Annotated in this window: 16 protein-coding genes and 1 riboswitch; of the genes, 4 read left to right on the top strand and 12 right to left on the bottom strand. The window is 34.6% G+C overall.

The genetic code is table 11. The features are described from left to right. Positions 1 to 140: 140 nt before the first annotated feature. Positions 141 to 275 carry a hypothetical protein gene (locus DKK70_RS17290; RefSeq protein ID WP_258363955.1) on the bottom strand — a complete coding sequence of 45 codons (135 nt, stop codon included), beginning with the start codon at positions 273 to 275 and terminating at the stop codon, positions 141 to 143. 237 nt (positions 276 to 512) lie between these two features. Further along, positions 513 to 3071: a tetratricopeptide repeat protein gene (locus DKK70_RS14205; RefSeq protein ID WP_110434589.1), complete on the bottom strand. Its 2559-nt coding sequence runs from the start codon at positions 3069 to 3071 to the stop codon at positions 513 to 515. 432 nt (positions 3072 to 3503) lie between these two features. Between DKK70_RS14205 and DKK70_RS16870 the strand changes: the two genes are divergently transcribed. The 3 genes from DKK70_RS16870 to moaA all read left to right on the top strand — a co-directional run bounded on the left by DKK70_RS16870 (position 3504) and on the right by moaA (position 6239). Further along, positions 3504 to 3809 (top strand): hypothetical protein, encoded by a 306-nt coding sequence (locus DKK70_RS16870; RefSeq protein WP_110434588.1) that lies wholly within the window; start codon positions 3504 to 3506, stop codon positions 3807 to 3809. 269 nt (positions 3810 to 4078) lie between these two features. Further along, positions 4079 to 5068 carry a hypothetical protein gene (locus DKK70_RS14195; RefSeq protein WP_110434587.1) on the top strand — a complete coding sequence of 330 codons (990 nt, stop codon included), beginning with the start codon at positions 4079 to 4081 and terminating at the stop codon, positions 5066 to 5068. Between the two features lie 74 nt (positions 5069 to 5142). Beyond that, positions 5143 to 5268: riboswitch (molybdenum cofactor riboswitch) on the top strand. Beyond that, positions 5265 to 6239 (top strand): GTP 3',8-cyclase MoaA, encoded by a 975-nt coding sequence (gene moaA / locus DKK70_RS14190; protein ID WP_110434586.1) that lies wholly within the window; start codon positions 5265 to 5267, stop codon positions 6237 to 6239. Its footprint overlaps the riboswitch before it by 4 nt. Here the strand turns inward: moaA and gluQRS are convergent. The 3 genes from gluQRS to folK all read right to left on the bottom strand — a co-directional run bounded on the left by gluQRS (position 6219) and on the right by folK (position 8221). Further along, entirely contained in the window at positions 6219 to 7109 is an 891-nt protein-coding gene (gene gluQRS / locus DKK70_RS14185; protein WP_110434585.1) for a tRNA glutamyl-Q(34) synthetase GluQRS, read from the bottom strand. The genes moaA and gluQRS overlap by 21 nt on opposite strands. A gap of 35 nt (positions 7110 to 7144) precedes the next feature. Next, positions 7145 to 7600, bottom strand: a complete 456-nt coding sequence (dksA, locus tag DKK70_RS14180) for an RNA polymerase-binding protein DksA (protein WP_110434584.1) — start codon at positions 7598 to 7600, stop codon at positions 7145 to 7147. Between the two features lie 135 nt (positions 7601 to 7735). Next, complete coding sequence (folK, locus tag DKK70_RS14175) at positions 7736 to 8221, bottom strand: 2-amino-4-hydroxy-6-hydroxymethyldihydropteridine diphosphokinase (protein WP_110434583.1); 486 nt, start codon at positions 8219 to 8221, stop codon at positions 7736 to 7738. A 187-nt stretch (positions 8222 to 8408) separates the two neighbouring features. On the opposite strand from folK, the gene DKK70_RS14170 reads away from it, so the two are divergent. Continuing rightward, positions 8409 to 9767: an MmgE/PrpD family protein gene (locus DKK70_RS14170; protein ID WP_110434582.1), complete on the top strand. Its 1359-nt coding sequence runs from the start codon at positions 8409 to 8411 to the stop codon at positions 9765 to 9767. A 54-nt stretch (positions 9768 to 9821) separates the two neighbouring features. Here DKK70_RS14170 and DKK70_RS14165 read toward each other — a convergent pair whose 3' ends face one another. From DKK70_RS14165 to syd, 7 genes are all read right to left on the bottom strand, one after another. Further along, positions 9822 to 10574 (bottom strand): amino acid ABC transporter ATP-binding protein, encoded by a 753-nt coding sequence (locus tag DKK70_RS14165; protein WP_110434581.1) that lies wholly within the window; start codon positions 10572 to 10574, stop codon positions 9822 to 9824. A 10-nt stretch (positions 10575 to 10584) separates the two neighbouring features. Next, complete coding sequence (locus DKK70_RS14160; protein WP_110434580.1) at positions 10585 to 11256, bottom strand: amino acid ABC transporter permease; 672 nt, start codon at positions 11254 to 11256, stop codon at positions 10585 to 10587. Then, positions 11253 to 12035: an amino acid ABC transporter substrate-binding protein gene (locus DKK70_RS14155; protein WP_110434579.1), complete on the bottom strand. Its 783-nt coding sequence runs from the start codon at positions 12033 to 12035 to the stop codon at positions 11253 to 11255. The genes DKK70_RS14160 and DKK70_RS14155 overlap by 4 nt, the downstream gene beginning before the upstream one ends. After that, positions 12035 to 12559 (bottom strand): GNAT family N-acetyltransferase, encoded by a 525-nt coding sequence (locus tag DKK70_RS14150; RefSeq protein WP_219999821.1) that lies wholly within the window; start codon positions 12557 to 12559, stop codon positions 12035 to 12037. The genes DKK70_RS14155 and DKK70_RS14150 overlap by 1 nt, the downstream gene beginning before the upstream one ends. Further along, positions 12556 to 13914 (bottom strand): adenylosuccinate lyase, encoded by a 1359-nt coding sequence (gene purB, locus DKK70_RS14145; RefSeq protein WP_110434577.1) that lies wholly within the window; start codon positions 13912 to 13914, stop codon positions 12556 to 12558. Before purB ends, DKK70_RS14150 begins: the two co-directional genes overlap by 4 nt. Before the next feature lie 391 nt (positions 13915 to 14305). Beyond that, the gene (locus tag DKK70_RS14140) at positions 14306 to 15481 is read right to left on the bottom strand and encodes an amino acid aminotransferase (protein WP_110434576.1); all 1176 of its coding nucleotides are present in this window, start codon (positions 15479 to 15481) and stop codon (positions 14306 to 14308) included. Positions 15482 to 15610: 129 nt separating this feature from the next. Continuing rightward, positions 15611 to 16144 (bottom strand): SecY-interacting protein, encoded by a 534-nt coding sequence (gene syd / locus DKK70_RS14135; RefSeq protein ID WP_110434575.1) that lies wholly within the window; start codon positions 16142 to 16144, stop codon positions 15611 to 15613. Positions 16145 to 16849: the final 705 nt, after the last annotated feature.

The raw sequence follows: 16849 nt of genomic DNA, 5'->3' as shown, positions 1-16849 counted from the left end.
TGACAAGAGGACTATATATACTTGAACCAGTTAAATAAGTAAAGTGGATAAAAACTTTACTTAACACAATCACAATATTATTAGAATTTGTAATAAAAATATAGGTAAGATGATTTACCTATATTTGCTATAATTATGATTTATAAAGGTATGCAATTTTCGCGTTTGTCTTGAGCATCATCATATCTTACAGAAAAAGAGGTATCACTTTCTTTTTGACCTTCATATCTAATATTTATAATGCATTCAAAATTTTCACTATATTCCAAATCCATGTTCCTGTTCTCTGTCTTAAAATATTTACCTATCTGTGGTTGTGAGGAAGATAGTGATCCATAACATAAGTAAATTACACTGCATATTGTTAATATAAATATCAAAATAAGAAACCCAATTTTTTTTCGTCGTTTTTGGGAGTTAGTTGTTGTAACTATCGTTTTATTCATCTTTTATATTCCGTATTAAGTTGCTGATATTAAGCTGCTATATTATTGGTGATCAAATTTTAATTTTTAATGTATATCCAAATGCGTTACTGGAATAAAACGATATAGCTTACTGTATTGTTCTAGCCGATTATTAGCTTGAGTCAATTGTTCTGCTGTTAATTGCTGTTTTAATTCTTCAGCTTTTTCTGCAGCTCGAGGTTGTTGATGTTCTGATAATAGACTATACCAAACATAAGCTAAACTATTATTCTTAGGAACTTCAATGCCTTCCTCATGCATATTGGCCAATTCAAACCAGATTTTATAAACCTCAGAAGATGAAAGTTCTTTGCTGCTTACAGGCTCATAATATTTAAGTTGAGTTAAAGGTGAGCTATTAAATAAAGCAAAGACATTAAAAGAGCGGTAGTTTCCAAATTTAGTAACATCATCTAAATCGTTTACTAATAGAGTAATTTTTTGCCGTTGATAGGCGTTATCAACATATTCACTTTGGGATGAGTAATAATTAAATAGTAATCTAGCTGCGTATTGATTACCAGTTTTTAATAGTTCTTTTAAACTTAAAAGCAATTCCTCATCTCTATTATCATAATGCCAATTAGCTCGAGCTCGATCTATTGATTCAATAATCGCATATTGATTTTGCTTATCGATTAAAGATTTTAGCTCTACATCATACTGGTCGGTAGCTATGTAATAATGTGCTTTTAAAAATTGTTTTCTATCATCTTCAAGATTGCTGTTGTCTATCCAAGTAAAAAATTGATCTTGTGGTAGTTTACAGACAAGTGCTTTAGTATTTAATGCTTCGACGACAAAGTATTGTTGAAGAGAGATATCACCTGCGAGAGCAGCATTGACGACTATATCGCAACTCATACTTTGAAACCTACGTGTGTTATGCTTCAACAAACGATAATTAATTTTAGCGGTTGGATTATTTTCTTTTTCAACTTTTAACCAATCTTCACCATCAACTAAAACCGTTGGTGATCGGTAATTCTGCTCATGCTCTATATACTGCGTAGTCAACCAGTCAAAATCAGGATGAGATTTATCAATTGTTATCAAAAAGTTTTGGGCGGCAGCGTAATTTTGTTCAGCCGCTAAATTAAGGTACCGCCAAGCTTCTCGGTAGTTCTGTTTAACACCTCTACCTTTATAATAGATGACACCTAAACGATATTGAGCAGGCATATATCCTGAATTTGCTGCTTGTTGGTAATAGGGTATTGCGGTCTTTGGTTTCTGGTTTAAAAAATCATATACTGTACCTAAACCATATAAAATTTTGGGGTTTTTAGGTTCAAGTTTTAAAGCTGATTGGTAAAGCTCAATTAATTGATCTATTGTTTTTCCATTAATCCTTTGAGCATCTTGATAATAACCATAAGCCATTTTCCTTTCTTTGGCTAGGGCTAATATCGGAGAAATAATCCAAGCTTGATCTGAATCAATAGGATATTTAGATCGTATTTGATCAATTAGTTTTGTATAAAACCTTTCCTCATCTTCTGAATTTTCACCAAATACCAATGCAACATATTTACTTGCATTGGTAGCATAGGCTTGATTCTCCAAAGTGAGAGTTTTCATTTTCTTATTATAAAGATCTGTATGTACAAATTCGTCAAATTCTCTTATGTATAAATCCTTGTTTTTATAAATGGGTTTAATCACATTCAGTAAAAATTCTTTTCCCATAAATTTATCATCAATTGATTCAAATGTTTTACCAAGTTCAAGACCTAAATGATAGTATATGGCAGCTTTTTCAGGATCTTTTTCCACACCTAAACCATTTAAGTAAAACCAAGCTAATTGAAAAGCTATTTTTTGTCTGATACTTTTTTCTATGCCACTACAATTAACAAAAAACATTAGATATTTAGCAGCCCATAAATAATTGGGTTGTTCTAATTTTGTACCGTCTGCTTGACCACCATCTAAGAAATAATCAATTAATTCATATGTTAGCTTTAATGCTCTTTTATCATCCATTTTTTTTAAAGATTGCTCAAGCCAGTATAAAGATTTTACGGGATCATTTAATTTATATTTATACAACCAATAGAGTTCATATTGTGCACTACCATTATGTCCCAAATCTCTGCTACTGCTTGCTAGTTCATAATATTTAATTGCTTTAGTATAATCTTGTTTAACCTCTAAACCCTCTTCATAGAGGTTACCGAGAAAATATTGTGCTTTGCCTACATAAGATCCCGCTTTAGCGGCTTTTTCCAACCAATACAATCCTTTTTGGATATTTTTAGTAACTGATTTACCTTCAATATAGGCAATACCTAAATTTGTTTGTGCATTTGGATGTGAGTTTTTGGCTGCTTTGGTTAAGAATTCAATATATTTGTCGTCAGATTTATTTTGACATCCTCTTAATTTTTTATTTTGTACTTCAAGATAAAATTGATGAGGGCGACAATCCCAATCATAATTGCTAATGGATGGGTTATAAGCTTGAGCAATTTTATATTGGGCATCACCATCATTGTTATTCATTGCTAATGACCACACTGTTTGCGATATCGTTTCGGCAAAAGCGTTATGTGATGGAATAGAAAAAAGTATTAAGCCAGATAAAATTATAATTTTATTCATTATGTTATTTCCATATAAATAACAAACAATCCATTTTTTAGACAAATGATAAGTTAGTTTAAAAATTAATCCAATAGCGAGATATATTAAATAATATATAATAATCAATCAATTATTAATTTTATTTTTATGGGTATTTTGTGTTATCCGTAGTCAATATCACTTTCTTGTAAGCTAATTTTTATAACTATCCCAACCTAATTTATAAATAATTTAATTGATCCCAAATGAAAAAATACAATTGTTCTTCTTTTATCCAATTTTTTCAACATGATATTTAACAATGACTTAAATATAAATCTAGTATAAAATTATCTTAATTTTAGTCATGAAGTAATTGTGTTATCAATGAAATAGATTTTTGTTTACTCAGCGGAACGGTCAGTCAGCTAAAAAAGGATTTTTATTATTGTTCTCAATGCCCGCTTTTTTATGTTATTTTTGGGTAGCAACGCTTCTTTAAAAGAAAAATCCTTTTATTGTTATGTCGATAACCATTCAGTAGGCGGACGACTTACACAAATTATTTTCAATGAAAGTGATTATATTGAGATGTTAGTAAAACCTTCATTACACAACGATATTTATGCGTGTTATGTGGTTCATATTATGAAACAATATGCTTTAATATTTATCCTTTCTATTGAAATATCGCCGAGAGTAACCCTTAAACTCAATTCTATTATGACTACAATATTAATTGTTGCCAGCGTTATCCTATTTTTATATTTTGAGTAATAGGCGGTGGATATTCCTTTTTGGTAATCGGGTTTTTAACTGTTTAGGTTATTGTAAACCTTGGCAATATAATATCGAAAAAGAAGCCAGACGATTTAAGACATTACATCATATTAATGCACCTAAAAAATTAGTGAGCTAAAAGCACCAGATTTTAAAAAATTGAAATTATTTATAAATAGGTTTTATTATTATTGCCATACACCAATTTTACCTGTTTGGCTGAATGTTATTGATTAAATGATAGAAAAATATAAGGAATGTATATAATGCAATCTAACTTAACATCAAATAGTAGATACTATCAAGTCATTACCGGTTATATCACTGATCTTGAACTATATGATAACTATCAAAATTTTATCCAAGCTCGCACTTTAGCTAATCGTCCAGATTTTAATGTGTCTTCAATTGGTCATTTAGATAAGGTTTTTAATGAAAATAATTATATGAAATCTATCAAAGTGAGGAGAGAAGACGGTTCTCTTATTCAAAACATTGAACAATATTTTTGTTTTAAATTGGGTGATAAAGTGATTGAGGGCGTTTTTTGTCGCGCATTTTTCAATATAGGTGACTATGTAGAAGTTGTTGTTGATCAAATTGAAGGCGAAAACTATTTTGCCTATGCATTACGTCGACCAGTTGATCATTATTTATGGCTACATCCTTACGCAACGATGGGGACTGACTTGGCCAAAAGAAAAAAGAAAGAATACCTATCATTAATACCACTTATTATCTTTTCTAGTTTCGGCATAGCTGGTGCGTTTATTTTCGTATATATGTTAATGTTAGCATATTCTCTCAAGAGTATTGGTCATCTTATTATTGCAGTTTTGGCATTGTTATTTTTTTTACCAGTACGTTTTTATTATTCTACATTTAAAACATTGGAATCAGGATCGCCTGTGGCTGATAAAATTTTTGCAACTTTAGGTTATGTTAATCCTAAAAATTTTACAATCGACAGAGAATGTGATTTTTTTATTGATAAATTAAATTTTTTATTTAAACAATATGAAGCTAACTATAGTGGTTCATTAACAAATTTAGAAGAACTGTATGAAGAATTTATCGATTATTATAGAAATCAACAATCGGATGATGAAACTGAGGATGATATTTTACTAAAACACTTTTTAAGTGACGAGCCCCCAGGTGCACGGTGGGTTTATATTTATCGAACGGCAACGGTTATTCCTAGTTACATAACGGTTATCCATACCGAGAGTAGTAATGATAAAGTCGAATCTTAGGTAAAAAAACAAATTGTTTTTTATTAGATTGATATTAAATAATTGTCCATAGTCAAAAAATAAACGTTATGCTAGACTAAACTAAACTCTGAAGCTACTTTGCCTAAGTGATAATGTTATTCATATGGTGATTTAGCCGCGGTATAGCGCAGAAATGGCTATGCTTCCCGATTTGGATAAGGTGTTCATTACATATATGCAATTAGTCGATAATTATCAACGTCGATTTCAATACTTACGCTTATCGCTTACTGAACTGTGTAATTTTCAGTGTCAGTATTGTCTGCCTAATGGTTATCGACCTAATAAAGATCATCAATTTCTATCGTTAAATGAAATCAACAATGTTGTGTCAACATTTACTGAACTTGGCGTACATAAAATTCGCTTAACTGGCGGTGAACCGACGTTGCGTCGAGATTTTATTGATATTTTGTCAATTATTTCGGCTTATCCAAGTATTAAACAATTGGCAATTACCACTAATGGCTCACGGTTATTAAAAAATGTAGATAGCTGGCAACAAGCAGGACTTAATGCTATTAATATTAGCATTGATAGTTTTTCTCCTTATGTTTTTAAACAGATAACCGGTCAAGATAGACTTAGTGAGTTGATTCAAGGCGTTGACAAATCATTAGAAGTTGGCATCAGTAAAGTTAAAATTAATACTGTTTTGATGAGAAATATGAATGATCATCTGGCTGATTATTTAACTTGGATCAAACATCGTCCGGTTGAATTACGTTTTATTGAACTGATGGAGACAACGGAGAGCCGTGAGTTATTTAATCGTTATCATTTAGCCGGTCAGAGGATGGAAACACAACTTATTGAACAAGGTTGGCAATTACAGTCAAAAGAGGCGTTATCTGGTCCGGCTAAAGTTTATGCCCATAGTGATTATCAAGGTAAAATTGGTCTGATTATGCCTTATTCGCAGGATTTTTGTAAAAGTTGTAATCGATTGCGCGTTTCATCGCTTGGTAAACTTCATTATTGCCTGTTTGGTGATGCCGCAGTTGATTTACGAGATTTGCTAAGCAGTCCAGAACAGAAAGCACAACTTAAGGCACGAGTGTTAGCTTCGCTATTAATAAAACCGGAAAAACATTTATTACATGAGCATAATCTAGGTATTACACCTAATTTATCTTATATCGGAGGTTAACACTCTGTTTTGTTTCGGTACTTGGTTAATTTGCCAATGAGTGATAGCCCAAGCTAATAACTGTGTTTGTGAGGCATCTTGCCAATTGTCTGGCAATTGTTGACCTAAAAATTGTAATGCTTGTGCGGTTAATAAATTCGCTTTTTTACTATCAATCGGGCTAGCATGGTTCTGTTTTGACAGCTTATTACCATGACTATCTAAAGCCAATGGTAAATGGCAGTAATTGGGTATGGTGAAATTAAATAATCGATAAAGTGAGATCTGTTTAGCGGTTACCGGCAATAGATCAGCACCGCGAACAATTTCGGTGATCCCTTGATAATTATCATCTAACACCACAACTAAATTATAAGCAAATAGACCATCTTTACGATGAATAATAAAATCTTCTAAAGCATTAGTGGAATCAATGGTTTGTTGCCCTCGAATTTTATCATCGAAGCAAAAAACTGGCTGATTTTGTTTTAGTCGAATCGCACATTGCTGTTGGCAAGTGGATGCTAAATGTCGCTCACGACAAAAGCCATCATATATCCCATTGGTAAGGTTATGGATCCTTTGTCTAGTACAATCACAATAGTAAGCTTTTTGCTGACAAAGTAATGATGCTAAAACCGATCGATACCGCGCACTACAGTCTGATTGATATAAAACTTGGTCATCCCAATACAGCTCGAAAGCCTCTAAGGTTTTTAATATTAACGATGCGGCGCCTTTGACTTGCCGTGGTGGATCAATATCTTCAATGCGAACAAGCCACTTACCAAAATTGGCTTTGGCTTGTAAGTAACTACCGAGAGCCGTCACCAAAGAACCAAAATGTAATGGTCCAGATGGTGAGGGGGCAAAACGACCAATATATTGCATGGGCGTATTGAATAAAACGACGGTTTAAATGGAAATTATATACCCATTTGTTTTTCACGAAGTTCAGCTAATGTTTTACAATCAATACATAAATCAGCTGTCGGTCTTGCTTCTAAACGACGAATACCAATTTCAACACCACATGATTCACAAAAACCGAAATCATCGGTTTCAATTTTCTTTAATGTCTTTTCAATTTTTTTGATCAATTTGCGTTCTCTGTCACGCGCTCTTAATTCTAAGCTAAACTCTTCTTCTTGAGTAGCGCGGTCAGCCGGATCTGGGAAATTTGCAGCCTCATCTTGCATGTGAGAAACTGTTTTACCCATTTCACCTTGTAATTGTGACAGCCATGCTTCTAAGATAAGTTTGAAATGTTTTAATTGCTTAGAATTCATATACTCCTCACCTTTTGCCTCTTGATAAGGCTCAAGCCCTGCAATTGCAAGCAGGCTAAGAGAAGATGTATTTAATTTTTGTTCCTGTTTCACAGCAATCCCCTTAAGTACAGATTATTTGCGAGCGGTAAACTATAGCAATAATTTAGCCGTTGGCAAATTTTTTTTATTATTTTTTTCGCCGTTAAACCTCAAAAAATTACAACTATATGTTATTAATAAGGTTAATTAGTCATGCCATTTTTTCATTCCATTCATCGGACATTTTTTTAATAAATTAAAAAGCTTATCGTTATCAGGTAATATAAGATCCGGTGAGATATCAAATAGCGGATAAAGTACAAATTCTCGGTTTTTCATATGATAATGAGGAATGGTTAATCTTTCATTATCTATCATTAAATTATCATATAACAAAATATCTAAATCTAATGTTCTTGCTCCCCAGCGATTATCTTTGCGTACTCGACCCTGTGATTTTTCTATCGCTTGTAGCTCATCTAATAACGCTATAGGTGTCAGAGAGGTGGTTAATTTGATCACAGCATTAAGATAATCGTTTTGATCTTGCGGTCCAAGAGGTTTACTACGATAAAACGGTGAAACGTCAGAAACTTCGGTATTCGGTAATTGTTTTAACGCAGCTATAGCCTGATGGGCTTGTGCTAGTGGATCGTTAAGATTACTGCCTAAGGCAATATAACATATTGACATAATCAGATCTATTTTTAGGTGATGTTAAAATGTAGGCTCATTTTAGCACATAAAAAAGCTTATTAACTAAGCTTGGTCAATAATGATTATTTCGGGTTATTGTTATATAGCGATATAATCTTTAAGATGTATATTTGTTATCCACTATTCGCTCAACATATTATTGCGATTTTTATGAGAGTTTGTCATGCATCTAGGCCAGCAATTGAGTTTGTTAATAAAAAATACGCCAATTATTGCGCAACAGTCACTCCTTGATTGCGCAATTAATGGGCTTATTGACTATTTTGCTAGTAGTTTACAGGCGTCTAATGAAGCGAATGTTAAGAAATTGTTGACTTGGATTAATGACGAAGGCGGCCATAGCCGTGCTTGGTTAATCGGCCAAAAGAAATTAGCTACCCGTCGCCAAGCAGCATTATTTAATGGCTTTCAGGCACACTGTTTGGATTATGATGATGTGCATTCAGATATACGCGGTCATCCATCAGCGGTTATTTTATCGGCGTTATTTGCGAGTATTCGCTTAGATGATTCATTAAGTCAGTTAGATGGTCGACGCTTTTTAACTGCCTATGTAATTGGTATTGAAGTTATGGCCTTATTGGGGCAATGTGTCAACCCTGAGCATTATGAAAAAGGCTGGCATACGACAGTCACTTTAGGTGGAATTGCGGCAACAGCTGCGATTGGTTATTTATATGATGAACCATTTCTTGCTCAAGCATTAACGTTAGCCGCTACACAAGCATCAGGTATGCGCTTATTGATGGGAACCCCGATAAAATTTTTGCATGCAGGATTGGCGGCACAACATGCTATACAAGCCATTGACTGGCTAAGAGCAGGCATTTCGGCAGATAAAGATTTTCTTGATGATAATTTAGGTTTTTTAGCTATCTATGGCCAAGGTAATGATAATTTAGATTTAACTAGTTGGGCAAAACCTTGGAAGATTGTTCAGCCAGGATTATGGTTTAAAACTTATTCATATTGTTCTGCGGCTTCATATATTGCTGATGCTGGTAAGTTACTGTATAAGCATCCTAAATTTAATGTGGATAATATTAAGCATATTACCCTTTTCTTTGCTCCAGTTAATAGTGATGCCGCGCTGATCTATAAAACGCCATTATTAGCTGAGCAGGGGCGTTTTTCGGCAGAATATATTTTGGCGTTGATTTTACTGGGTATACCGATCGATTTTCAACAATTTGGCGCAACACCAATAGCTGAAAATATCCAAAAATTAATGCAAAAAATGCAGCGTAGTTATGATATCCAATTACCTCCGCATCCGGATGCATATAATAAGCGTTATGTGGTTATTGAAATTGTCTTTGATAATAACCAAAAAATTAGCCAACGAATAGATGTCCCGAAAGGCTCACCGAAAAATCCCTATAGTCAACAAGAGCTGGCTGCCAAGTTATTTACGGCATTGCAAAATGACGTTAAAGCACAACAGTTACTGACCGATATTCATGCGTTAGCCAATGGTATGGATATTAAACAATTACTGTTATCACATTGGCAAACGCTTTGATGCTTGAGATTGGATAGTGAGGATAAACAACTTAACCATTTTATAAAGGTAAGGTTAAATCTCAAAATCCACCTCATCAGTGAGTTGCCGTAAAAAGCGTTGGGTTAACTCATGTTGTGGATTATCAATTAATGATTTTGCTTGCCCTTCCTCAACAATAATACCATTGCTCATAAAAATGATACGATCGGCGACATATTTGGCAAACTCCATCTCGTGGGTCACTATCAACATGGTAATATTTTCTTTAGCCAGTTTTAACATCACTTGCAGAACTTCATGTACTCGCTCGGGATCTAATGCTGAAGTTGGTTCATCAAATAATAACACTTTGGGTCTTACCGCTAAAGCTCTGGCAATGGCAACTCGTTGTTGTTGCCCTCCTGATAAAGTGATTGGGTATTGATTAGCATAAGCTAACATGCCAACACGCTCTAATAATGATAACCCATACTGTTTGGCTTCATCTTTAGCCATTTTTTGACCGACTATTAAGGGATAAGTAATATTCTCTAATGCGGTTTTATTTTTAAATAAATTATAGTGTTGAAAAACCATTGCCGACTGTTTACGTAAATTGGTTTCTTGTTTATGGTTGTAATGTTGACTATTCAGTATGACTTGATCAATAGCAATAGTTCCGCTATTGGGCTTTTCAAGTAAATTAAGACAACGCAATAAGGTTGATTTGCCAGAGCCTGATGGCCCAATAATGGCAACCACTTCACCTTGTTTGATCGTCAGATTTATTTCTTTTAATACTTCATGATTGCCAAATCGTTTAGATAAATGAGATACATTAATCATCATGCACTCCTTAACGATGATATGGTTTAGTCAGTTTTTGTTCTAGCTGTTTTTGTAACCATGAATAGGCGACAACCGTTAGCCAATAAACAATACCGACGGCTAGATAAGTTTCAAAGTAGAGGAAAGAATTTGCGGTTAACATTTTTCCTGCCGCTAATAGCTCTTGTACGCCGACAAAAAAAGCTACAGATGAATCTTTAAGTAGTGAAATAAACATATTACCGGTATTCGGTAGGGCGTTGATCATCGCTTGCGGTAATATAATGCCACGATAAACCTGAATGGTACTTAACCCTGAGGTTAATCCTGCCTCTTTTTGTCCATGATCAACCGACGCTAAGCCTGCACGAAAGATCTCGGCTAAATAAGCCGAATATTTTAAACTAAAACAGATGATTGCCGCGGTAGTTGCCCCCATATGTTTCATTATTGGAAATATTTGTGGTAAACCATAGTAAATAATAAACAGTAAAACAACGGATGGAATACCACGAAATAACGAGATAAACAGTGCCAAACAAGAATCAATAATAATAATCCGATTGTTTCGAATGAGCGCGATGGCAAGTCCCAATATAATGGCAAACAGAATTGAAACGATGGCAATAAAAAGTGTAACCGGCAGATAAGGTAATATCTGCGGAAATACACTAAAAAAATAGTTTATATTAAAATTCATGAGGTAATATCTTCACCAAAATATTTAATCGACAGATTTTTCAGTGTGCCATTAGCACGTAATTTTTCGATCACTTGGTTAAATTTTTCGCGTAAAGCTTGGCCTTTTTCATCTTTATTAAAAGGGAAGGCAACTTGTTCAATCGTAATAGGATCGCCAACTAGCTTAAATGGTAGATTTTTTCGTTTGATCTCGGCCAATAAAATGGGTTTGGAATTGACATAACCATCGACGCGTTGAAATTCAGCGTCATGCATTGCACCATCTCGGGTTTCATAAGTTTTGATGGTAATTTCGTTATTTGGAAAGGCTTTTTTTAGGTTATTGATATGATTTGAACCAAGTACGCCGGCGATAGTTTTGCCATTGAAATCAGTTAACTGATTAATATTGTTATTATCTTTATGAGTAACAATTTGACTGCCATAAAAACTATAAGTTTCGGAGAAATCATATTTAGCCTGACGCGCGGGAGTTACCGCCACCGCATTAGCCACGGTATCTAAACGGCCTGAGTCAAATTGTCCCATTAATCCACCAAACTCAGCAATTACCCATTCAACTTTATAACCTAACTCATTGGCAATCGCTTCGGTCACCTCAACATCAAATCCAACTAACTTACCATCTTGTTTATAACCATTTGGATAGCTTTGGCCTGTAGAGCCTACTTTAATAATATTTTGTTCAGTTGCCTGATGGTTAGATTGATCATCACAACCAATTAAGCTTAGGCTGGTTAATAAAATAGCAGCAAACCACGTTATGATTTTTTTCATTATCGATGACTCCTCTTCTTCCAATTGGTATAGTTTTGATGATTGAGTATTTTTTCAAAATAAAGGGTAGTGTGATCACTAGTTAAATCTGCTTGGCCAATTGGTTGATAGCCTTTTTGGCGATATAATTTGGCTAACCATGGATGATTAGCTGCTGTACCTAAAGTGACAGCAGGTAGCTTAAGTTGATTAATTAGAATTTCGTTTTCAACCCAATCCCATAATGCATTACCGTAGCCTTGCCCTTTATAAATTGGATCGGTGGCAAACCAGCCTAAATGCGGTAAGCCATAAGGGCCTGGGTTATTTCCCCATGGAAAACGAATACTGAGCGTTGATATTAATTGTTGCTCTTTTTCCAGTAGATATACGGCATTCGAATCAATATGCTGAGCGATTTCTTCTGGTTCGACAGTGGCAGCAGCAAAATGAATGCCTAATTGTGATGTGGCTTGATAGGCACGGTGCAATAATTGCTGATATGCGGGAATATCGGAATAGCTGATTAAGCGAAAATTCATCATAATACTCCGCTTTGCTCGGCATATTTAATGACCTGTTCAACCTTTTCGGCTGCACTGCCGAGATAATTAATTGGATTTAGCCAATTATCGAGTTCAGCTTCCGTAAAGTGATTATTGATTCGAGGATCCTCTAATAATAGTGATTTAAATGGTCGATTTTGTTCAAATGCTTGCATAGCATTTTCATAAATTAAATGGTGAGCAGTTTGTTTGCCTAGACGTTTGCCAATTTCAAACATTATTTTTTCGGATAACAGTAAGCCATTTTGTTTTGCTAAATTAGCTAACATTTGATCGGCATTCACCTTTAAACCTTTTAACACGGCTAAAGCCGTTTGCAGTTGCGCGGAAATATAAAGATTGATTTCCGGGAGCGCGATCCACTCCGCACGCCAACTCATGGCATCCCGCTCATGTTCAACCTTCATTGATTCATGAATAAGCGCCACACTTTTCAATAAAGGGGCGGTAAGACTAGCCAATCCCTCTAAGGCGGCAGGGTTACGTTTATGCGGCATGGTGGTTGAGCCAATTTTACCATCGGAAAACGGCTCTTCAACCTCATTTATTTCGGTTCGCATCAGGTTGTAAAATTCGTTACCAATTTTGCCAAGTGTGCCACTAATAAGGGCAATCACTGATGCATATTCAGAAAATCGGTCGCGGGCTGCTTGCCAACCTATATTGGGTGTATTGAGTCCAAGTAACGTTAGCGCTCGTTGCTCAACTTGTGGGCCGAGTTCTCCCATTGATGCGTAAGTACAAATAGCGCCACTTATATTACCTACTAAAACCCGTTGTTTAATTTCAGATAAACGTTGTAAATGGCGAACAAACTCATCTAACCACACCGCTAATTTAAAGCCAAATGTGGTCGGTAAGGCTTGCATACCGTGGGTACGACCGACCATCGGTAAATATTGATATTGTTTAGCTAACAGTTTTAATTGACTAGCAATTAATTTGGTATCCCGTTCAATGATAGCGAATGATTGTTGTATCTGTAGGACAGTTGCTGTATCAACAATATCTTGAGTGGTTGCGCCATAATGAATGTATTCACCAGCGTCGCCAACTTGCTTCTGCAAGGCACTGATGGTTGACATTAGTGAATGTTTGGCTTTGGCTGCCTCTTCGGCAAGTTGTTCAAGGGATAATTTTGATGCATCCGCTTTGGCAATAATGGTATCAGCAATCTCAGCAGGAATCACCCCTAATTCACCTTGTGCTTTTGCCAAAGCCACTTCGACTTTTACTTGCTTCTCCAAACGATTTTGCTCAGACCATATCTGACGCATTTCGCTAGTACCAAAATTGTTGCCTAAAATTAAAAAATCTAAAATATGCGATGCCACAAAACCATCCTTAATCAAAATACCATGTCGTTAGCAATTATTATTAATTATTGAATTAACGTCTAATAGTTAGTTTGTCTATCGATATAACTAAAAAGAATAATAGAATTAATAATGCAACCCTATTCTTCATTTATTGTTTAAAAAGATGGAGAACTGGCAAAAATTTTGTCGAGCAGGGCGGAAAGAGCAAAAAGGTCAATAAAAATCAATTTATTATTAAATGTGAATGTAATGATGGTTGCTAGCCATTCAGGGCCAAACACCTAATATTGATTGCGGTTTTAAGAAGATTTTTATATTCAAGAAATTAAATACATTGGTGGCTAAAATGTAGATTAACTACCAATGTATTCGACTAGATTAAACAATAGTTTATTAAAATCGCCAACTATAAAACGTCGACAATCGATTCACAAAGTCTCGACATATTATCAATAGTCATTCCAGCGACATTAATTCGGCCGGAGTTAACAATGTAAATACCATAATCATCACGTAATTTAAGCACTTGTTCTTCATTTAAACCACTAAATGAGAACATGCCATTTTGTTTAGTAATAAAACTAAAGTCTTGGTTAGCCCCTTTGTCTTGTAGCGTTTTAACAAATAGCTGCCGCATACGATGTATCCGTTGGCGCATGCTGGTTAATTCATCAATCCACTCTTCTTTTAGTTCTTCATTATTTAAAATATAAGAGACAATTTTAGCGCCATGCGCGGGTGGATTGGAGTAATTAGCTCTGATAATGGTTTTTACCTGACTAAAGGCGCGATCAGCAATCTCGCTATCAGCTGCAATTAACGTAAATGCCCCCACACGCTCATTATAAAGACCGAAATTTTTAGAGTAAGAGCTAGCAATTAAGAGTTCCGGCTGACTATTGGCAAATAATCTAAGCCCATATACATCCTCTTCTATCCCTTGACCAAATCCTTGATAAGCGAGATCGAATAGTGGTAACCAACCGTTTTTTAACGCTAATTCTGAGATAGCTTGCCATTGTTCTGGTGTTGGATCAATGCCGGTTGGATTATGGCAACAGCCATGAAATAACACCGCTTCACCCTCGGCAACTAGGCTTAAATCACTGATTAATCCCTCAAAATCTAAGCTTCGTGTTTGCGCATTGTAATAACGATATTCGCGAACTTCTAAGCCCGCGGTTTGGAATACGCTACGATGATTAGGCCAAGATGGATTACTTACCCAGACACGTTTTACTTTGGTACGACGCGACAAAAAATCCGCCATAATACGTAATGCCCCAGTGCCTCCTGGAGCTTGCGCGGTTCTAGCTCGTGGATTTTCATTACCGAATAGTAGAATTTGGGTGGCAATATTAAATGGATTAAGACCATCGATAGGTAAATAGCTTTTGGTGGTTTCATCATTTAATATTAGATGCTCAGCTTTTTTTACACTTTCTAAAATAGGCGTTTTGGTGGTCTCATCTTTATAAACACCAACACTTAAATTGATTTTGTTGGTGCGTTCGTCCTTGTTATAGAGATCCGCTAAACCTAAGATGGGATCTGCAGGTGCTGCTAATAAATATTCAAACATAATGTACCTATTTCTTTTTCTGACCCTCAATGCATTATATACACATTGTTTGGCAAGTTACAATTTGGTTAGCAATCTTGTTTTGGCGCAATATTTTTACCATTATCAGTGGTTATCCCTCCCAAGTTATCAATTTTTAATTTCCAATTTTTCAAGAAATGATTTTAAATCAGATGTTAACGTACTTAACTGCCCAGTTATTAAATCTTCTTTAACCACTTCTCCTGTTAAGTTATTTAATGCGATGATTTCCGTATCTTTATCGGTTGAACCAATAAAAATGGTTGGCTGACGTTTTAATTTTCTTAATTGAGATAGATGCGCAATTAAATTTTGTTCTAAATTGGCGAAGTCATCATCACTCCATGGTTGCAGTAAAATTAGCTCAATATCAGCAAATTTGGCGGTCATATTGGCTGCATATTGTGTGCCGTAATAAATATGAGCACTTGGATGTATCTTGATATTAACCACTTGTTCAACGATGGTTAAATCTCTTGGCGGAATAAGCAAAAAAGGTTGCCAATAAACAGCAAGATTTTCAGTTTTTATAATGCAAGGCGAGGGTAACGAGTGTAATTCTTCACTTTTGGGAGCGTCATCAAATTGAGCAATCCAGCGCTGGGTAAAATTAAGTAGAGCAACTTTTTCCGGTAATTCCATAAATACACACTATTTTATTGTTCATTTCACAAGCAAATCTACTGGGTATTATACGGTTAAAATAAGGATATGCACCAGTGTTATTGTTAGGTTTAATACATTAATAAAATGGTGTATAAAATTAATGATGATAAGCAAAAAAATTCATCTATATCACCTTTAGCAAACAACCAAAAAAGATCGTTTGCGATTAAGCTACTTACCGATTTTGGCACTCAGCTAAAATTAACAGGTAATTGTTTATAAAATAATCAGTTTAATTTACTTGCTATCCTCTGCTGAAACGTGAATAATAGGCAGGGATAATTTATCCTTGTAATGCAGCAATGGCGTTAGACATTACAGTTTGTCAAAATAAAATAGCGTAAGTAGAATTATTATAATTAATTAATATGTTTATTTTAAACAATCATATAAAGATTTTGCGGTTTGTTAAATTGTAGAAATTTGCAAACTCATCGTTGAAATAATATCAATTGTTGTCAGTTTAGTGGTATTGAAAACAGTACATAAGTGTTTTGAATGTAATATTACCGTTAAACAGTATATTGATGTTGTATAATTTATACTGATTTCACATAAAATAATAACAAAAATAACACAAATAAAATAATGAATACGGTATACCGAAATATTTAGTTAAGTACTATTGTTTATTATTGTTAAAATAAGCGTTTATTAATAATAAAATTCTACCTACAGTTA

Source organism: Gilliamella apicola, assembly GCF_003202655.1.
In the GTDB taxonomy this organism is placed as follows: Bacteria; Pseudomonadota; Gammaproteobacteria; order Enterobacterales; family Orbaceae; genus Gilliamella; species Gilliamella apicola_R.
The sequence above is the reverse complement of the archived record's forward strand: the minus strand, read 5'-3'. Positions and strand labels throughout refer to the sequence as shown.